This window comes from Citrobacter sp. Cpo015 (genome assembly GCF_030333035.1).
GTDB lineage: Bacteria > Pseudomonadota > Gammaproteobacteria > Enterobacterales > Enterobacteriaceae > Citrobacter > Citrobacter portucalensis.
Genome location: NZ_JAOWGS010000037.1, coordinates 989,168 through 1,005,669, shown reverse-complemented (window position 1 = coordinate 1,005,669; position 16,502 = coordinate 989,168). Strand labels below are relative to the sequence as shown.

Sequence of the window (16,502 nt, the reverse complement as noted above, 5' to 3'; positions counted from 1 at the left end):
GATAAGTGTGAAGGCTTAAATTATCTGCCGTACTTCGTCGAGGGTGGTGGTTCCATAGGTGCCCAGATCCAGCGTATTACCGCCGTTACTGCGAATAACGCCCTGCACCAGCGCAAACTGAAGCGGCTGGGCCACCAGTTGCGTTCCGCCATTACTGGCAGCAATTGACACGTTGTAAGAACCGCTTGGTGCATCCGTGCCATCGGTCATGGTGCCGTCCCAGGTAAAGGTATGAACGCCTGCTTTCAACCCGCCAATGTCAATGGTGCGCACCACTTTGCCGTCTTTATCGGTAATGGTTGCGGTAACCTTATCTGCCGGTTGCTGCAGCTCAATTCCAAATGGTGTTGTCGTGGTTTTGGCACCCTCTTCTGTCCCTTTACCGGTCAGGATGGTGGTACCCGGGATCATGACACCGTGGCCAATCAGCGTACTGGCCTGCAGTGACTGACTGTTGTCGATCTGCCCGGAGATCGATCCCAGCGTAGTGTTCAGCTTCTCAATCCCGCTCACGGTACTGATTTGCGCCAACTGGGTAGTCAGTTCGTTGTTTTGCAGCGGGTTGGTAGGGTCCTGGTTTTTCAGTTGTGCAACCAGCAGCGTAAGAAAGCTGCTTTGCAGGTCAGCGGCGTTGCTGCCCGTCAGGGAGCTGTTCCCCGTGGCGGCATTAACCCCCGTCGTGCTCGGGTCATTCATTTTTACAGCAATAGACATGTGCGCCTCCTTTACTGGCCTAGCGTCAGCGTTTTAAGCATCAAGCTTTTCACGGTGTTGAGCACTTCGACGTTTGCCTGGTAGCTACGTGAGGCAGACATGGTGTTGACCATCTCGCCAACAACGTCCACATTCGGCATTTTTACGTAGCCGTTCGCATCGGCCAGCGGATTACCGGGTTCATAAACCAGCTTATCCGGCGCCTGACTTTCAATGACGTCAGCGACTTTTACGCCACCGGTTGCCGCACCTGGCGCAGCATCTACCTGAAAAACAACCTGCTTCGCGCGATACGGCTGACCGTCGGGTCCGCTGACGCTATCCGCATTCGCCATGTTGCTGGCCGCGACGTTCAGGCGTTTAGACTGAGCCGTCAGCGCAGAACCTGCGATATCAAAAATATTTAACAGCGCCACGAATTAGTTCCCTCCTTGCAGCACGTTCATCATGCCTTTGATTTGTCCCCCCAGCGCCGTCAGCCCCATTTGATACTTGAGGCTGTTGTCTGCAAATTGCGTGCGCTCCCGGTCCATATCTACCGTGTTGCCATCAAGAGATGGCTGGTCAGGAATACGGTAGAGCAGCTCCGTAGACGGCGCAGAAACGGTCTGGGCCGGAATGTGTTGTGCAGAGGTCAGCGTCAACGAAACGCCGCCGGTTTCTTCCCGTCCTCGCACCATGACTTTTTTTAATTCACTGGCGAAATCCAGATCGCGCGCCTGATACCCCGGCGTGTCGGCATTGGCAATGTTGGCCGCCAATATTTCCTGGCGTTGGGCGCGCAAATTCAGCGCTTCCTGTTGAAAACGTAAGGCGGCGTCGAGCTTATCGAGCATATCTCCTCCGCAAATGACAAAATTCAGCCGACAGCTTAAATCCCATTACGCGCGCGTTATCGCCGGAATAAACGCAAAATGCGTCGCTATTTGTTGCGTTGATGACTGCGTCACACAGGTAAAATCCTGCCACTACCTGAAAAAGCGCGAGGTTTTGATGCAAACGTTTAAACGTGGAATAGTCGTGGCAGCACTGCTGTTCAGCCCTATGACGCTGGCACAAGACCTGAATTCGCAGCTAACGGCATGGTTTTCCCAGCGCCTGGCCGGATTTAGCGATGAGGTGGTAGTCACTATCCGAACGTCACCAAACTTATTGCCCAACTGCGAACAACCGGCATTAAGCGTGTCAGGTAGCGCAAAACTGTGGGGCAATGTGAATGTGCTGGCCCGCTGTGCCAACGAAAAACGTTATCTGCAAGTGAACGTGCAGGCGACGGGAAACTACGTTGTTGCCGCTGCATCCGTAGCGCGAGGTAGCACCCTGACCCCAGCCAGCGTAACGCTGAAACGTGGTCGACTGGACCAACTACCGCCGCGCGCGGTGCTGGATATGAGTCAGGTGCAAGATGCAGTGAGCCTGCGCGATCTGGTGCCGGGCCAACCGATACAGCTTTCGATGTTGCGCCAGGCATGGCGGATCAAGGCCGGTCAGCGCGTACTGGTTATTGCCAACGGAGATGGATTTCGGGTCAATGCCGAAGGTAAAGCGCTGAACAACGCCGCTGTCGCACAGAATGCGCGAGTGCGGATGATTTCAGGCCAGGTGGTGAGCGGCGTCGTCGATTCTGATGGGAATATTCTTATTAACCTATAATAGGTTAAAGATTTTTTAGCGTGTGCCGATAGATAAACAACCAATGATTACAGCGGGCCGCTATAGCGTAACCCCTCGATGAGGAAAAATAAAATGAGCATTGATCGTACCTCACCATTGAAGCCAGTAAGCACCGTTCAGCCGCGTGAAACCAGCGATGCGCCGGTACAAAAAGCGCGGAAGGAAAAAACCACCGCGACCACCAGCACCAGCGTCATGCTGAGCGACGCCCAGGCCAAACTGATGCAGCCCGGCAGCAATGACATCAATATGGAACGCGTGGAAGCACTGAAAACCGCAATCCGTAACGGTGAATTGAAAATGGATACCGGAAAAATTGCCGACTCGCTGATTCGCGAGGCGCAGAGCTACCTACAGAGTAAATAAAGTATGACTCGTTTGTCAGAAATACTTGACCAGATGACGACCGTTCTCAATGACCTAAAAACGGTAATGGATGCTGAACAGCAGCAGCTTTCCGCAGGGCATATCAACGGCAGCCAGCTACAGCGTATTACAGAAGAAAAAAGCTCCTTGCTGGCAACCCTTGATTATCTTGAGCAGCAGCGCCGCCTGGAACATGACGCCACGCGCAGCGCCAATGATGAGATTGCTGAACGCTGGCAGACTATCACCAAGAAAACACAGCATTTACGCGACCTCAACCAGCACAACGGTTGGCTGCTGGAAGGGCAGATCGAGCGTAATCAACAAGCAATACAAGTGCTGAAACCGCACCAGGAACCGGCGTTGTATGGCGCAAACGGTCAAACCTCTGCTGCGCACCGCGGCGGGAAAAAATTCTCTATTTGATGTCAGCCTGATAACGTTTTGCTTATCAGGCCTACGCCTTTTGTAGGCCGGATACGGCGTTATGCCGCCATCCGGCATTGATCCTTTACGCCGTCCGGCGCACAAACTCTTTTACTTTAAAGCCCAGTACGGCGAGTGCTGCGAAGTAAGCGGCAATACCTGCCACCACGACCGCCATCAGACGCAGCAGACGCCACAACATCGTTCCCTGCGACCAATCCGGCATGATGTAGAGCATCCCAACCAGCACCGCAGACATCACCAGCACGGAAATCACCAGACGCGCCAGGAACCAGCTCCAGCCCGGTTGTGGGGTAAAGATTTTCTGTTTCCGCAGTTGCCAGTACAGCAGTGAAGCGTTCAGACATGCCGCCAGACCAATCGACAGCGACAATCCGGCATGCTTTAACGGCCCGATAAACGCCAGGTTCATCACCTGGGTCATAATCAGCGTCACAATGGCAATCTTCACTGGCGTTTTAATATCCTGGCGCGAGTAAAAGCCCGGAGCCAACACTTTCACCACGATCAAGCCAATCAAACCTACCGAGTACGCCACCAGCGCACGCTGGGTCATCGCGGCATCAAAGGCGGTAAATTTACCGTACTGGAACAGAGACACCGTCAGCGGTTTGGCCAGAATACCCAACGCTACGGCACTCGGTAATGCCAACAGGAAACACAAACGCAGGCCCCAGTCCATCAGGCGACAATATTCATCATGATTACCGCTGGAAAAGCTTTTGGACAGCGATGGCAGCAGGATAGTCCCCAGCGCCACGCCCAGAACACCGGACGGAAACTCCATCAGACGGTCGGCATAATACATCCATGAAACTGAGCCAGAGGCCAGAAACGAGGCGAAAATCGTATTGATGATCAGTGAAATCTGGCTGACAGATACCCCAAGGATCGCCGGGCCCATTTGCTTGACGACACGCATCGCCCCCGCATCACGGAAGTTCACGCGCGGCAGCACCAGCATGCCAATTTTCTTCAAGTGCGGAAGCTGATAAATCAGCTGTAGCACGCCGCCAACCGTAACGGCCCACGCCAGCGCCAGCACCGGCGGGTTAAAATAGGGTGCCGCAAATAGCGCGAAGCCGATCATGCTGATATTCAGAAATGTCGGGGCAAACGCAGGAATGGAAAAGCGGTTCCAGGTATTAAGGATCGCACCAACCAGTGAGGCCAGTGAAATCAGTAGAATATAGGGAAAAGTGATCCGCAGCAGTTGAGTGGTCAGCGCAAATTTATCCGCTGTGTCAGCAAATCCCGGCGCGGTGACTAATATCACCCATGGCGCAGCCAACATCCCGGCTACCGTCACCACGGCCAGCGCCAACGTCAACAGTCCGGAAACGTAGGCAACAAACACGCGGGTAGCATCTTCCCCCTGCTTGCTTTTGTACTCAGCAAGAATCGGCACAAACGCCTGCGAAAATGCGCCTTCGGCAAAAATTCGGCGCAACAGGTTAGGAAGTTTGAATGCCACAAAAAAGGCATCTGTCGCCATCCCTGCACCAAAGATTCTGGCGACAATCGCATCACGCGCAAAACCCAGCACACGTGAAAACATCGTCATCGAGCTGACGGCTGCCAGCGACTTTAATAAATTCATCTATGTTGTATTCCAGACTCTGAGGCAAAACCCCGACAAACCTGCCCGTAGGTCGGATAAGGCATTCTCGCCGCCATCCGACACTTTTGCTGTGCCTGATGGCGACACCCTGGCACCTTATCAGGCCGACAAACCAGCTATGGTTGAAAAGAGGTGTTATTTTGAGTGGGCATATAGTACCTGGATTACAATGAATTACTACCGCCAGATGTTACAGGGGGTTATTCAGCCATCGCCTCCCGCCACAGCTTTTCAACAACACGCTGGGCCAGTAGCGCCTGCTCGCCTGCCGTCTGGGGAACCGTCTGATTTTGCACGCACTCAATGAAATGACGTGCGCATCCGGCAAAACCACGCTGTTCTAAGGTCGTTTGCCAGCCCGCTATCGGCTTATGAACAACACCTTGCCCACGTTCCTCCCGCCATTCCCGCATATCAGTGACGTCAATCAGGCCGCCGTCCGTCACCGCCTGCACGCTCTCGCGCTGGCTACCGGCACGGCGATGCATACTGGTCGTTATCTGCATTTGACCGACAGAAAAATGATGCTCGGCGTAGAGCATCGCACCAGATTCATTGGTCAGCAGCGTGCCGTTATTTAACTGCGCCTGCCCTCCCGCCAGCCACAAAGCGGTATCGACCACGTGCAGATAGTCGTCCAGCAGAGTGAAGCGCAGATCGTGCGGCCCAACGCTATCCGTACGGTGCTTATCCATACGTACAGACGCTGCGGTGCCCAACTGGGTTTTGAGCTCCTGGTACAGCGGTGCAAATCGACGGTTAAACCCGACCATCAGCGTGAGTTTTTTCCGCGCGGCCAGCTCGACCAGTTGCTCAGCCTCGTGCAGGTTTTCCGCCAGCGGTTTATCCACACACACGTGAACTCCGGCATTCAGCAATTCACTGACTACCGCATAGTGCGTCGCGGTACTGGAGTGGACGAAAACCGCGTCGCAGGTTTGCGCCAGATTCTTCAATGAATCCACGTAGGGTATTCGCCAGGTATCACAGATACGCTGCGCTTTATCGCGCGAAGGTGAAAAGGCGCCTTGCAGCGTCCAGTCCGCGGAGGTGCCTAGCACGGGTAGCCAGGCCTTTTGCGCAATACCGCCCAGGCCGACTACGCCGATACGTAATTTATTCACGTTAGTCTCCCAGGTGCGCCAGCAAGGAATCAAGTCGCTGCTTAAGCTCTGCGACTTCCGTTTCCAGCGCTTCCACGCGCGCCTGCAGATCACCGGAGGCTACAGGGAGTTCATCTGCCGCGGCAATGGCTTCATCAAGCTCACCACAAAACAGGTGCATATAGCGACTTTCACGTTTGCCCGGCTCACGCGACAGGCGGATCACATAAGGCCCATCTTCCCGGTTCGCCAGATTTTCCAGCGTCGACTCCACTTCGGCCATATCGCTGAATTCGTACATACGGGATGCGCGGCTACGCAGTTCACCAGGCGTCTGAGCGCCCCGCAGCAGCAGTGTGGTGATTATGGCCACCTCTGCGGCACTAAGCTTCAGATTGCCAAATTCAGAGTTGCAGAAACGCTGCTCATATTTCGTGACGCGATTGCCAAAACCGCTCACCGTGCGCAGAAAATGTCGCTTAACCAGGTTATCCAACTGCTCCTGCACGTCCGATTCCGACAGGTTCATCACCGGTTCACGATTCGTTTTTTGATTGCAGGCTGTTACGACTCCATTAACGGAGAGTGGGTACTGTTCCGGCGTGGTCACTTGTTTTTCTAATAAACAGCCAATCACTCGCGCTTCGGTGGCGGTTAATTCGTATTTCATCGTCTTCTCCATTAATCATGGCTGCATCTGAAACTTAGCGGCCGGGGGTCCATTCTGATGTGGTCAACGCCGTCAGCACGTGATCGCGCCACTGCCCGTCAATCAGCAGGTAGTCTTTGGCATACCCTTCTTTTTCAAAACCCAGTCGCGCTAGCAGGTCACCGCTGCGCTTATTATGTGGCATGTAGTTAGCCATAATGCGGTGAATATGCTGCGTGCGTTGCATATAACGGATGGCCGAGGTTAAGGCTTCATACATTAGCCCCTGCCCCTGCCATTTCTGCGCAATGGAGTAGCCGAGATAACAGGCATGGAAGGATCCCCGCACTACGTTTGAGAAGTTCGCAACGCCGATAATCTCTTTTTCGTCCGGATCGAGCAGCGCAAAATAATAGGCGGTGCCCTGTTTATGAAACTCAGAGATCATGCTCAGACGTGCCTGCCAGCCGGACGGATAGCAGTGGCTTTCATCGCGAATAGGTTCCCAGGGTTTTAAGAAATGACGATTTTCTGCGTAATAATCTGCCAGACGCCAGGCATCACGCTCATGCACTAAACGCACGACCAGGCGGTCGGTGGTTAAGCGCACTTTTGGCACGTTACTGCGATAGCCAAACATTCTATACCTACTCCTTCCCGTAACGTCTTCAATACGCTATTCGCATTACTATACCTGTGCGAATACGCCCTGTGAAAAGAGCAAAATGCCATTTTTTGAATTATTCACACATTTTGATGAAAACTCTCTATCAAGACGGACTTTTGATAAAAAAATATTGTCCCGCGAAGGGTGGGAAAAGCGATGACGACACCGCAGAATAGGAGGTGCTTATCTTTTAAACTCTATCCAGAGTGACGAGTTTTTCCCTGGAGGGGAAATGTCGCAAGTCTCGCAGGCAAGGAACCTGGGTAAATACTTCCTTCTCATCGATAATATGCTGGTCGTGCTGGGTTTCTTCGTCGTTTTCCCGCTGATCTCAATTCGTTTCGTCGACCAAATGGGCTGGGCCGCCGTGATGGTCGGTATTGCACTAGGATTACGTCAATTTATCCAGCAGGGGTTGGGTATTTTCGGCGGTGCTATTGCGGACCGTTTCGGTGCAAAACCGATGATCGTCACCGGCATGCTGATGCGCGCTGCCGGGTTCGCCACCATGGGCATTGCCCATGAGCCGTGGCTGCTGTGGTTTTCCTGCTTTCTCTCCGGACTGGGCGGTACACTATTCGACCCACCCCGCTCGGCGCTGGTGGTTAAACTGATCCGCCCGGAAAAGCGTGGGCGCTTTTTCTCTATTCTGATGATGCAGGATAGCGCCGGAGCCGTGGTTGGCGCGTTGCTTGGCAGTTGGTTATTACAATACGATTTCCGTCTTGTCTGTGCCACCGGCGCAATTTTGTTCGTTCTGTGCGCGGCGTTTAACGCCTGGCTGCTCCCGGCATGGAAGCTGTCGACGGTGAAAATTCCAGTGCGCGAAGGGATGAGCCACGTGATGCATGACAAGCGCTTTGTCACCTATGTGCTGACGCTGGCGGGCTATTACATGCTGGCGGTACAGGTGATGCTGATGCTGCCAATCATGGTGAACGACATCGCAGGTTCACCGGCCGCCGTGAAATGGATGTATGCCATCGAGGCGTGCCTCTCATTGACGCTGCTCTACCCAATTGCCCGCTGGAGTGAAAAACGTTTTCGCCTTGAACATCGTCTGATGGCCGGTCTGCTGGTGATGTCTCTGAGCATGATGCCGATCGGTCTGGTGGGGAATTTGCAGCAGTTGTTCACCCTGATCTGTACGTTCTATATTGGCTCGATCATCGCCGAACCAGCGCGTGAAACCCTTAGCGCCTCACTGGCGAATGCACGTGCCCGAGGAAGCTATATGGGCTTCAGTCGACTGGGGCTCGCTATCGGCGGCGCAATTGGATATATCGGCGGCGGCTGGCTGTTTGACATGGGCAAGGCCCTGGCACAGCCTGAGTTGCCCTGGATGATGCTCGGTATTATCGGCCTCATCACCTTCCTGGCGCTGGGCTGGCAATTCAGTATCAAACGCCCAACGAGAGGCATGCTGGAGCCAGACGCCTGATAGCCGAACCTGCGTCCGGGCGCTTTTCAGTTTTTTCTGCTGGCGTCCGGGGCGCTGGTACTCGATGATGCTTTGTGTCACGATTACGCCACATGCATCATGTTGAGGAACCCCATGAAAAAGTTTTTTTTTGCCGCTGCACTGATTGTCAGCGGCCTGTTGGTTGGTTGTAATCAACTCACGCAATACACGGTTAGCGAGCAAGAAATTAATCAGGCCCTGGCAAAGCATAATAACTTTTCTAAAGATATCGGCTTGCCCGGCGTTGCTGAAGCACACATCGTACTAAATAATCTCGCCAGTCAGATTGGCCGTGAAGAACCCAATAAAGTGACGCTGACCGGTGATGCCAACCTGGACATGAATTCCCTGTTTGGCAGCCAAAAAGCGACCATGAAGCTGAAGTTAAAAGCCTTACCGGTATTCAACAAAGAGAAAGGCGCAATTTATCTGCAAGAGATGGAAGTCGTGGATGCGACCGTTACACCAGAAAAAATGCAGTCGGTACTGCAAACGCTGATGCCTTATTTAAACCAGTCGCTGCGTAACTATTTCAACCAGCAGCCAGCCTACATTCTGCAGGATGACAGTAGCCAGGGTGAAGCACTGGCGAAAAAACTGGCGAAGGGAATTGAGGTGAAACCGGGGGAAATCATCATCCCGTTCACCGACTAATAAAACTGAGGGCGCCGATGCGCCCTTTTTTTTCGTGCAAACGAAAACGTTTCCGCTTATCCTTTGTTTCCGGCAAAAAAGACTATCCTCAGCCGGAGCATATTAATGACTGCACCATCCCAGGTTTTAAAGATCCGCCGCCCAGACGACTGGCATCTTCACTTTCGCGATGGCGACATGTTAAAAACTGTCGTGCCCTACACCAGTGAAATTTATGGTCGCGCCATTGTCATGCCGAACCTGGCACCGCCCGTCACCACGGTTGACGCGGCTATCGCTTATCGCCAGCGCATTCTTGACGCGGTACCTGCTGGACACGACTTCACACCATTAATGACCTGCTACTTAACGGATACGCTGGATCCCAACGAGCTGGAACGTGGATTTAACGAAGGCGTATTCACCGCAGCAAAACTCTATCCGGCCAATGCCACCACCAACTCGACGCATGGCGTAACCTCTATTGACGCCATCATGCCGGTGCTGGAGAGGATGGAAAAATTGGGTATGCCGCTGCTGGTGCACGGCGAAGTGACGCATGCAGATATCGATATTTTCGATCGCGAAGCGCGCTTTATTGAAACGGTGATGGAACCGCTGCGCCAGCGTTTGACCTCGCTGAAAGTAGTGTTCGAGCATATCACTACCAAAGATGCTGCCGAATACGTGCGCGACGGTAACGAGCTTCTGGCAGCGACTATTACGCCACAGCACCTGATGTTTAACCGCAACCACATGCTGGTTGGCGGGATTCGTCCTCACCTGTACTGCCTGCCGATCCTCAAACGTAACGTCCACCAACAGGCGCTGCGTGAACTGGTTGCCAGCGGGTTTACGCGCGCCTTCCTCGGTACCGACTCAGCGCCGCACGCACGTCATCGCAAAGAGTCAAGCTGTGGCTGTGCTGGATGCTTTAATGCACCGACCGCACTAGGCAGCTATGCCACCGTGTTTGAAGAGATGAATGCGCTGGACCATTTCGAAGCCTTCTGCTCACTCAACGGCCCACAGTTCTATGGTTTGCCGGTAAATGAGACCTTTATTGAGCTGGAACGCATGGAGCACCTTGTTCCTGAGAGCATAGCGTTGGAAGACGATACGCTGGTGCCTTTCCTGGGTGGCGAAACGGTACGCTGGTCAGTAAAAAGCTAAAAAAAAGTGTAGCCAACCGACTCGAATAACTGTATAAATAAACAGTATATTCCACAGGGGGCTACTATGCGTATTGAAGTCACTATTGCCAAAACTTCACCTTTACCTGCCGGTGCAATTGACGCACTGGCAGGTGAACTCTCCCGCCGTATTCAGCACCATTTTCCGGATAACGAAGGTAACGTTACCGTCCGTTATGCCGGCGCAAACAATCTGTCGGTTATTGGCGCGACCAAAGAGGACAAAGAACGCATCAGCGAGATCTTACAGGAAACCTGGGAAAGCGCGGATGACTGGTTCATCAACGAATAAATAACGATATGCAGTGATGTTTGTTTGCCGGGTCGCCCCGGCTTTTTTATACACGCTATCTTGTAATCAATCGCGCATTTCTTCTGACGAGCATTTAATTTAATATTAACCCACCGATTATCTTTTAACCAAAACAACAAAATAATTGTGCAACATACTAAAAAAAAATGAATAACATGTCGGTTTCTTAGTCAGATAACGCTGAAAACAAAAATTTTATGCCCTTCCCTCTTTAAATTTTCAATGAATACCCTTATTTATTGATATACTGAAGTTGCTTCAGAAAAAAACGCATTGAACCTCGAAAACCGTTGTCTAGTAACACGAATTAGGGGGCATGATGGAAAAGAATAATGAAGTCATTCAGACTCATCCGCTTGTAGGGTGGGACATCAGCACTGTTGATAGCTACGATGCGCTGATGCTGCGTTTGCACTACCAAACCCCGAACCGCCCTGACCCGGATGGGACTGAAGTTGGTCAAACGCTCTGGTTAACCACTGATGTTGCCAGGCAATTTATTTCGATATTAGAAGCAGGAATCGCCAAAATTGAATCTGGCGATTACCAGGTAAATGAGTATCAGCGACATTAAACCTGATACATCCAACCATCAAAGGCACCTTAGCGGTGCCTTTCTTATTTCCAGGTTGAATATTCCAGGTCAGTTATTTACCCTTCTACTATCGCGATTGCAGAGAGAAGCGGATGAAATACGACTTAATCATTATTGGCAGCGGTTCGGTAGGCGCCGCAGCTGGATACTATGCCACTCGTGCCGGTCTGAAGGTTCTGATGATCGATGCGCATATGCCACCACATCAACAGGGCAGCCACCACGGCGATACTCGATTAATTCGTCATGCTTATGGCGAAGGCGAAAAATACGTTCCGCTGGTGCTACGTGCGCAAACATTGTGGGATGAACTGTCCACCCATAATGAAGAACCGATTTTTGTTCGCTCCGGAGTTATCAACCTCGGTCCGGCAGAGTCAACCTTCATAGCAACTGCAGCGCAAAGCGCAAAACAGTGGCAACTTAACGTTGAACAATTAGATGCAGCGGCAATCATGGCTCGCTGGCCGGAAATTCGCGTTCCTGACAACTATGTCGGTCTGTTTGAAGCGGAGTCCGGTTTTTTACGCAGTGAGTTAGCAATTAAAACCTGGATCCGTCTGGCGGAAGAAGCAGGCTGTGCGCAACTGTTTAAATGCCCGGTCAGCGCAATTCATCACGGTGATGATGGCATCACGGTAGAAACGGCTGACGGTGACTACCATGCGAAAAAAGCAGTGATCAGCGCCGGTACCTGGGTGCAGGCTTTAGTCCCTGAACTACCGATACAACCGGTGCGCAAAGTGTTCGCCTGGTATCAGGCCGATGGGCGCTACAGCGTTAAGAATAACTTCCCGGCTTTCACCGGCGAGCTGCCAAATGGCGATCAATACTACGGTTTCCCGGCTGAAAACGACGAGCTGAAAATTGGTAAGCACAATGGCGGACAGGTAATTCACTCTGCAGAAGAGCGTAAGCCATTTGCCGCTGTAGCCAGCGACGGTTCTGAAGCCTTCCCATTCCTGCGCACAATTCTGCCTGGCGTTGGCTGTTGCCTGCACGGCGCATCCTGCACTTACGATAATTCACCGGATGAGGACTTTATCATTGATACTCTGCCGGAACATGACAATACGCTGATCATTACCGGGCTGAGCGGACATGGCTTTAAGTTTGCTTCTGTACTGGGAGAGATTGCGGCAGACTTCGCTCAGGACAAACCGTCTGAATTTGACCTGACCCCCTTCAGGCTAAGCCGTTTTAAGTGATAATAAATGAATGGCCTCGTTGGTGAGGCCATTTTTAATGACAGGAATAACGTCAATGCGCCGTATCTTTAACTATCTGGTTAATAATATTCGCGAGCACCTTATGCTCTACATTATTTTATGGTCGCTGCTGGCCATTATGGATGTAATATATATTATGTTTTTCTAATTCCTGTGCGCTGACAATAATTGACAAAAATTGAGATTAGCTTAATTTTCATTGCAATAAACTGAACAATAACAAAAACCACAACACCCCATAGACTAAGCCCCGCCACATATTTTCGCACTAATCCCTTGATGATTACCTCAACAATCAGTCAACTTTATTGAACAAAAAATAAATATCATCACTATTGTTATTTATTAGTTGCATTAATGTCTTTTACACGCCATTTTCATTCACTTCTGAAATATCAATCGGTGTGCTTATGCAATTCAATAATACTCCACAGCGCTATGGCGTAGTGTCAGCCACATTACATTGGCTGGTTGCGATTGCTGTATATGGCATGTTTGCGTTGGGGTTATGGATGGTCACGCTTAGCTACTATGATGGCTGGTATCACCAGGCCCCCGAACTGCATAAAAGCATCGGCATCCTACTCATGATGGGACTGGTTATCCGCGTTATCTGGCGGTTGTTCTCCCCTCAGCCTGCTGCGTTGGCAAGCTACTCCCGTTTAACCCGTATCGCCGCGGCAATGGGTCACCTCGCACTTTATTTGCTGCTCTTTTCAATAGTCATCAGCGGATATCTGATTTCCACCGCAGATGGCAAAGCGATAAGCGTCTTTGGCTGGTTCGACATTCCCGCCACCCTGGCCAATGCGGGTTCCCAGGCCGACCTCGCCGGTAGCTTGCACCTGTGGCTTGCGTGGACCGTGGTGATTTTATCCCTACTACACGGACTGATGGCCCTGAAACATCACTTTATTGATAACGACGATACCCTCAATCGCATGTTGGGAAAATCGTCATCTGACTATGGAGCTTAAAATGAAAAAAAACCTGCTGGGACTTACACTCGCTTCTCTTTTATTCACCACCGGGTCGGCCGTGGCGGCAGATTACAAAATTGACAAGGAAGGACAGCATGCCTTTGTTAATTTCCGTATTCAGCATCTGGGTTACAGCTGGCTGTACGGCACTTTCAAAGATTTCGACGGTATGTTTACCTTTGATGAGAAAAACCCCGCAGCCGATAAGGTTAACGTAACCATCAACACCAACAGCGTTGACACTAATCACGCCGAACGCGACAAGCATCTGCGCAGTGCAGATTTCCTTAACGTGGCAAAATTCCCGCAGGCGACCTTCAGCTCCACCAGCGTGAAAAAAGAGGGGAATGACCTGGATATCACCGGTAATTTGACCCTGAACGGCGTTACCAAACCGGTTACGCTGGACGCGAAGCTCATCGGTCAGGGTGGCGATCCCTGGGGCGGTACGCGCGCTGGTTTTGAAGCGCAAGGTAAGATTAAGCTGAAGGATTTCAACATCACCACCGATCTCGGACCTGCATCGCAGGAAGTCGATTTGATCATCTCAGTGGAAGGTGTTCAGCAGAAGTAACGCATGAATTACCGGATGAGGTTCTGCCCCTCATCCGGCATCATGTTATTGCGCAGGGTCTGGAATACCCAGTTTGGTATTCAGGTGACCGCGTGATTTATTGAAGATTTTATTGCCATTTTCACGCCCCGCACGACGACGCCGTTGTTCCTCTTCCGGCAACTCACTCTCTTCGCTACACAGCTCGCTACAGCAGCCTTTATATTTCTGCGCACAAGCCGGGCACTGAATAAACAACAGATGGCAGCCATCATTTTTGCAATTAGTATGGCTATCGCACGCCGTGCCGCACTGATGGCAATGCGCGATAACATCTTCAGAGATCCTTTCGCCCATACGCTCATCAAAGACAAAGTTTTTACCGACAAAACGTACCGGAAGTCCCTGTTCACGCGCCTTGCGGGCATACTCAATAATACCGCCCTCAATGTGCCAGACTTTGCTAAATCCATTGTGTTTCATCCAGGCGCTGGCTTTCTCACAGCGGATCCCACCCGTGCAGTACATCACGATTTTTTTATCTTTATGCGCCTGCATCATTTCAACAGCTTTCGGCAACTGGTCGCGGAACGTGTCTGCCGGGATCTCCAGCGCATTCTCGAAATGCCCCACCTCATATTCATAGTGGTTGCGCATATCAATGAATACCGCTTCAGGATCGTCCAGCATGGCGTTCACTTCTGCTGCCTTGAGATAATCCCCCACGTTGCTGGCGTCAAAGTCTGGATCGTCAATACCATCCGCCACGATACGTTCGCGGACTTTCATACGCAGTACCCAGAACGATTTACCGTCATCATCCAGCGCAATATTCAGACGTAAATCCTTCAATGCAGCATCAAACGCATAGAGCTGCTGGCGAAATGCCTCGACGTTGATTTGCGGTACGCTGATTTGCGCGTTAATTCCTTCATGGGCAAGATATACTCGCCCGAAGACGTTCAATGCGGTGAACATCTGGTACAGCGCATCACGCGTGTGCTGAGGATTGGCAATGGTGAAATATTTATAGAATGAGATCGTCGTGCGCGGCTCGGTCTCGGCCAGCATTTTGGCTTTGAGGGCGTCGTTCGAAATGCGGTTGTGTAACACTGGCATGGTGTACGTATCCTGCAAATAAGGAATAAATGAAAATCGGCGGCATAATAAAGCAAACATCGCCAATTTACATCCACACATTTTACGCTACATTTCATACTTCACGATAAAATCGCAACAACAATTGCGGAATTAATCACCGTTCTCCCGTCACAAATTTTTGATACGCGCGAAAAAATGCGACAATACAGGGAATTGGTCGTTTGAAGACAGGATAGACATGACGAATTTACCCAAGTTTTCGGCTGCGTTACTGCATCCACGTTATTGGTTAACCTGGCTGGGTATTGGCATCCTTTGGTTAATCGTGCAGTTACCGTACCCCATCCTCTTTAAGTTGGGCTGTGCGTTAGGTCGACTGGCGCTACGTTTGATGAAACGTCGGGCAAAAATTGTTTCCCGAAATCTGGAACTGTGCTTCCCGCAGATGAGTGAGCAGGAACGCCAACAGATGGTCGTCAAGAACTTCGAATCCGTAGGCATGGGCGTAATGGAAACCGGGATGGCCTGGTTTTGGTCCGATAAGCGTATTTCGCGCTGGACGGAAGTGATCGGAATGGAACATATCCGTGACGTTCAGGCGCAAAAACGCGGGATTCTGTTAGTGGGTCTGCACTTTCTGACTCTGGAACTGGGTGCGCGCCAGTTTGGCTTGCAGGAGCCGGGTATTGGTGTGTATCGCCCTAACGACAATCCGCTGCTGGACTGGCTACAAACCTGGGGCCGCATGCGCTCGAATAAATCAATGCTCGATCGTAAAGACCTGAAAGGGATGATTAAAGCCTTGAAAAAGGGCGAAGTGGTCTGGTACGCGCCGGATCATGATTACGGCCCTCGCGCCAGCGTGTTTGTACCACTTTTTGCCGTTGAACAAGCCGCAACAACCTCAGGGACCTGGATGCTTTCGCGCATGTCCAATGCCTGCCTGGTACCGTTTGTTCCCCGCCGCAAACCTGACGGTAAAGGGTATCAATTGATTATGTTGCCTCCAGAATGCTCACCACCGTTGGACGACGCAGAAACCACTGCTGCGTGGATGAACAAAATTGTTGAGCAATGCATCATGATGGCGCCAGAGCAGTATATGTGGCTGCATCGTCGCTTCAAGACGCGTCCTGAAGGCTCCCCTTCTCTGTACTGACGCAGTGTTGCAGTCCAGTGGGCTGCAACCCCCTCCCAACCCG

General features: G+C 51.6%; 21 protein-coding genes. 13 read left to right on the top strand and 8 right to left on the bottom strand.

Annotation, left to right across the window (positions count from 1 at the left end; all coding sequences use genetic code 11):
- Positions 1 to 15: 15 nt before the first annotated feature.
- From flgD to flgB, 3 genes are read right to left on the bottom strand one after another with little or no spacing between them, the layout of a single operon-like run.
- Positions 16 to 714, bottom strand: coding sequence for a flagellar hook assembly protein FlgD (gene flgD, locus OGY67_RS20575; protein WP_008784359.1), 699 nt, complete (start codon positions 712 to 714; stop codon positions 16 to 18).
- Positions 715 to 725: 11 nt separating this feature from the next.
- The gene (flgC, locus tag OGY67_RS20570) at positions 726 to 1,130 is read right to left on the bottom strand and encodes a flagellar basal body rod protein FlgC (RefSeq protein WP_003036191.1); all 405 of its coding nucleotides are present in this window, start codon (positions 1,128 to 1,130) and stop codon (positions 726 to 728) included.
- A 3-nt stretch (positions 1,131 to 1,133) separates the two neighbouring features.
- Entirely contained in the window at positions 1,134 to 1,550 is a 417-nt protein-coding gene (flgB, locus tag OGY67_RS20565; protein WP_003036189.1) for a flagellar basal body rod protein FlgB, read from the bottom strand.
- 157 nt (positions 1,551 to 1,707) lie between these two features.
- Here flgB and flgA point away from each other — a divergent pair, with 157 nt between their 5' ends.
- The 3 genes from flgA (at position 1,708) to flgN (ending at position 3,180) form a co-directional block, all read left to right on the top strand.
- Positions 1,708 to 2,367, top strand: coding sequence for a flagellar basal body P-ring formation chaperone FlgA (gene flgA, locus OGY67_RS20560; RefSeq protein ID WP_008784358.1), 660 nt, complete (start codon positions 1,708 to 1,710; stop codon positions 2,365 to 2,367).
- 93 nt (positions 2,368 to 2,460) lie between these two features.
- Positions 2,461 to 2,754, top strand: coding sequence for a flagellar biosynthesis anti-sigma factor FlgM (gene flgM / locus OGY67_RS20555; protein ID WP_032942956.1), 294 nt, complete (start codon positions 2,461 to 2,463; stop codon positions 2,752 to 2,754).
- Positions 2,755 to 2,757: 3 nt separating this feature from the next.
- On the top strand, positions 2,758 to 3,180 hold the full coding sequence (flgN, locus tag OGY67_RS20550) for a flagella biosynthesis chaperone FlgN (protein WP_003036178.1): 423 nt from the start codon (positions 2,758 to 2,760) through the stop codon (positions 3,178 to 3,180).
- Positions 3,181 to 3,265: 85 nt separating this feature from the next.
- Here the strand turns inward: flgN and murJ are convergent, their stop codons facing one another.
- The 4 genes from murJ to rimJ all read right to left on the bottom strand — a co-directional run bounded on the left by murJ (position 3,266) and on the right by rimJ (position 7,214).
- Entirely contained in the window at positions 3,266 to 4,801 is a 1,536-nt protein-coding gene (gene murJ, locus OGY67_RS20545; RefSeq protein ID WP_003832150.1) for a murein biosynthesis integral membrane protein MurJ, read from the bottom strand.
- A gap of 221 nt (positions 4,802 to 5,022) precedes the next feature.
- Positions 5,023 to 5,946 carry a Gfo/Idh/MocA family protein gene (locus tag OGY67_RS20540; protein WP_167819794.1) on the bottom strand — a complete coding sequence of 308 codons (924 nt, stop codon included), beginning with the start codon at positions 5,944 to 5,946 and terminating at the stop codon, positions 5,023 to 5,025.
- A gap of 1 nt (position 5,947) precedes the next feature.
- Positions 5,948 to 6,595, bottom strand: a complete 648-nt coding sequence (locus tag OGY67_RS20535; RefSeq protein WP_286574451.1) for a YceH family protein — start codon at positions 6,593 to 6,595, stop codon at positions 5,948 to 5,950.
- Positions 6,596 to 6,629: 34 nt separating this feature from the next.
- A complete protein-coding gene (rimJ, locus tag OGY67_RS20530; RefSeq protein ID WP_003832145.1) occupies positions 6,630 to 7,214 on the bottom strand; it encodes a ribosomal protein S5-alanine N-acetyltransferase in 585 nt (194 codons plus the stop codon).
- Between the two features lie 259 nt (positions 7,215 to 7,473).
- Between rimJ and mdtH the strand changes: the two genes are divergently transcribed.
- From mdtH to OGY67_RS20485, 9 genes are all read left to right on the top strand, one after another.
- On the top strand, positions 7,474 to 8,682 hold the full coding sequence (mdtH, locus tag OGY67_RS20525) for a multidrug efflux MFS transporter MdtH (RefSeq protein ID WP_048235656.1): 1,209 nt from the start codon (positions 7,474 to 7,476) through the stop codon (positions 8,680 to 8,682).
- Positions 8,683 to 8,796: 114 nt separating this feature from the next.
- The gene (locus OGY67_RS20520; protein ID WP_020996498.1) at positions 8,797 to 9,357 is read left to right on the top strand and encodes a lipoprotein; all 561 of its coding nucleotides are present in this window, start codon (positions 8,797 to 8,799) and stop codon (positions 9,355 to 9,357) included.
- A 105-nt stretch (positions 9,358 to 9,462) separates the two neighbouring features.
- Entirely contained in the window at positions 9,463 to 10,509 is a 1,047-nt protein-coding gene (gene pyrC, locus OGY67_RS20515; RefSeq protein ID WP_008784353.1) for a dihydroorotase, read from the top strand.
- Between the two features lie 66 nt (positions 10,510 to 10,575).
- Positions 10,576 to 10,821: a DNA damage-inducible protein I gene (gene dinI, locus OGY67_RS20510; RefSeq protein WP_003036157.1), complete on the top strand. Its 246-nt coding sequence runs from the start codon at positions 10,576 to 10,578 to the stop codon at positions 10,819 to 10,821.
- A 340-nt stretch (positions 10,822 to 11,161) separates the two neighbouring features.
- The gene (gene bssS, locus OGY67_RS20505) at positions 11,162 to 11,416 is read left to right on the top strand and encodes a biofilm formation regulator BssS (protein ID WP_003036154.1); all 255 of its coding nucleotides are present in this window, start codon (positions 11,162 to 11,164) and stop codon (positions 11,414 to 11,416) included.
- 113 nt (positions 11,417 to 11,529) lie between these two features.
- Complete coding sequence (solA, locus tag OGY67_RS20500; RefSeq protein WP_286574450.1) at positions 11,530 to 12,645, top strand: N-methyl-L-tryptophan oxidase; 1,116 nt, start codon at positions 11,530 to 11,532, stop codon at positions 12,643 to 12,645.
- 55 nt (positions 12,646 to 12,700) lie between these two features.
- Complete coding sequence (locus tag OGY67_RS20495) at positions 12,701 to 12,814, top strand: YceO family protein (RefSeq protein ID WP_286574449.1); 114 nt, start codon at positions 12,701 to 12,703, stop codon at positions 12,812 to 12,814.
- 262 nt (positions 12,815 to 13,076) lie between these two features.
- Positions 13,077 to 13,643 carry a cytochrome b gene (locus tag OGY67_RS20490; RefSeq protein WP_286574448.1) on the top strand — a complete coding sequence of 189 codons (567 nt, stop codon included), beginning with the start codon at positions 13,077 to 13,079 and terminating at the stop codon, positions 13,641 to 13,643.
- 1 nt (position 13,644) lies between these two features.
- Positions 13,645 to 14,220: a YceI family protein gene (locus tag OGY67_RS20485; protein WP_286574447.1), complete on the top strand. Its 576-nt coding sequence runs from the start codon at positions 13,645 to 13,647 to the stop codon at positions 14,218 to 14,220.
- Positions 14,221 to 14,265: 45 nt separating this feature from the next.
- Here the strand turns inward: OGY67_RS20485 and trhO are convergent, their stop codons facing one another.
- Positions 14,266 to 15,318, bottom strand: coding sequence for an oxygen-dependent tRNA uridine(34) hydroxylase TrhO (trhO, locus tag OGY67_RS20480; RefSeq protein ID WP_286574446.1), 1,053 nt, complete (start codon positions 15,316 to 15,318; stop codon positions 14,266 to 14,268).
- Between the two features lie 220 nt (positions 15,319 to 15,538).
- Here trhO and OGY67_RS20475 point away from each other — a divergent pair, with 220 nt between their 5' ends.
- Positions 15,539 to 16,459 carry a Kdo(2)-lipid IV(A) acyltransferase gene (locus tag OGY67_RS20475; protein ID WP_003036136.1) on the top strand — a complete coding sequence of 307 codons (921 nt, stop codon included), beginning with the start codon at positions 15,539 to 15,541 and terminating at the stop codon, positions 16,457 to 16,459.
- Positions 16,460 to 16,502: the final 43 nt, after the last annotated feature.

Coding starts and splice junctions, on each gene's coding strand:
- bssS (WP_003036154.1), top strand. CDS start 11,162: ATGGAAAAGAATAATGAAGTCATTCAGACTCATCCGCTTGTAGGGTGG.
- murJ (WP_003832150.1), bottom strand. CDS start 4,801: ATGAATTTATTAAAGTCGCTGGCAGCCGTCAGCTCGATGACGATGTTT.
- flgN (WP_003036178.1), top strand. CDS start 2,758: ATGACTCGTTTGTCAGAAATACTTGACCAGATGACGACCGTTCTCAAT.
- OGY67_RS20490 (WP_286574448.1), top strand. CDS start 13,077: ATGCAATTCAATAATACTCCACAGCGCTATGGCGTAGTGTCAGCCACA.
- flgM (WP_032942956.1), top strand. CDS start 2,461: ATGAGCATTGATCGTACCTCACCATTGAAGCCAGTAAGCACCGTTCAG.
- OGY67_RS20485 (WP_286574447.1), top strand. CDS start 13,645: ATGAAAAAAAACCTGCTGGGACTTACACTCGCTTCTCTTTTATTCACC.
- trhO (WP_286574446.1), bottom strand. CDS start 15,318: ATGCCAGTGTTACACAACCGCATTTCGAACGACGCCCTCAAAGCCAAA.
- flgD (WP_008784359.1), bottom strand. CDS start 714: ATGTCTATTGCTGTAAAAATGAATGACCCGAGCACGACGGGGGTTAAT.
- rimJ (WP_003832145.1), bottom strand. CDS start 7,214: ATGTTTGGCTATCGCAGTAACGTGCCAAAAGTGCGCTTAACCACCGAC.
- OGY67_RS20495 (WP_286574449.1), top strand. CDS start 12,701: ATGCGCCGTATCTTTAACTATCTGGTTAATAATATTCGCGAGCACCTT.
- OGY67_RS20520 (WP_020996498.1), top strand. CDS start 8,797: ATGAAAAAGTTTTTTTTTGCCGCTGCACTGATTGTCAGCGGCCTGTTG.
- flgA (WP_008784358.1), top strand. CDS start 1,708: ATGCAAACGTTTAAACGTGGAATAGTCGTGGCAGCACTGCTGTTCAGC.
- dinI (WP_003036157.1), top strand. CDS start 10,576: ATGCGTATTGAAGTCACTATTGCCAAAACTTCACCTTTACCTGCCGGT.
- OGY67_RS20475 (WP_003036136.1), top strand. CDS start 15,539: ATGACGAATTTACCCAAGTTTTCGGCTGCGTTACTGCATCCACGTTAT.
- solA (WP_286574450.1), top strand. CDS start 11,530: ATGAAATACGACTTAATCATTATTGGCAGCGGTTCGGTAGGCGCCGCA.
- OGY67_RS20535 (WP_286574451.1), bottom strand. CDS start 6,595: ATGAAATACGAATTAACCGCCACCGAAGCGCGAGTGATTGGCTGTTTA.
- mdtH (WP_048235656.1), top strand. CDS start 7,474: ATGTCGCAAGTCTCGCAGGCAAGGAACCTGGGTAAATACTTCCTTCTC.
- pyrC (WP_008784353.1), top strand. CDS start 9,463: ATGACTGCACCATCCCAGGTTTTAAAGATCCGCCGCCCAGACGACTGG.
- flgB (WP_003036189.1), bottom strand. CDS start 1,550: ATGCTCGATAAGCTCGACGCCGCCTTACGTTTTCAACAGGAAGCGCTG.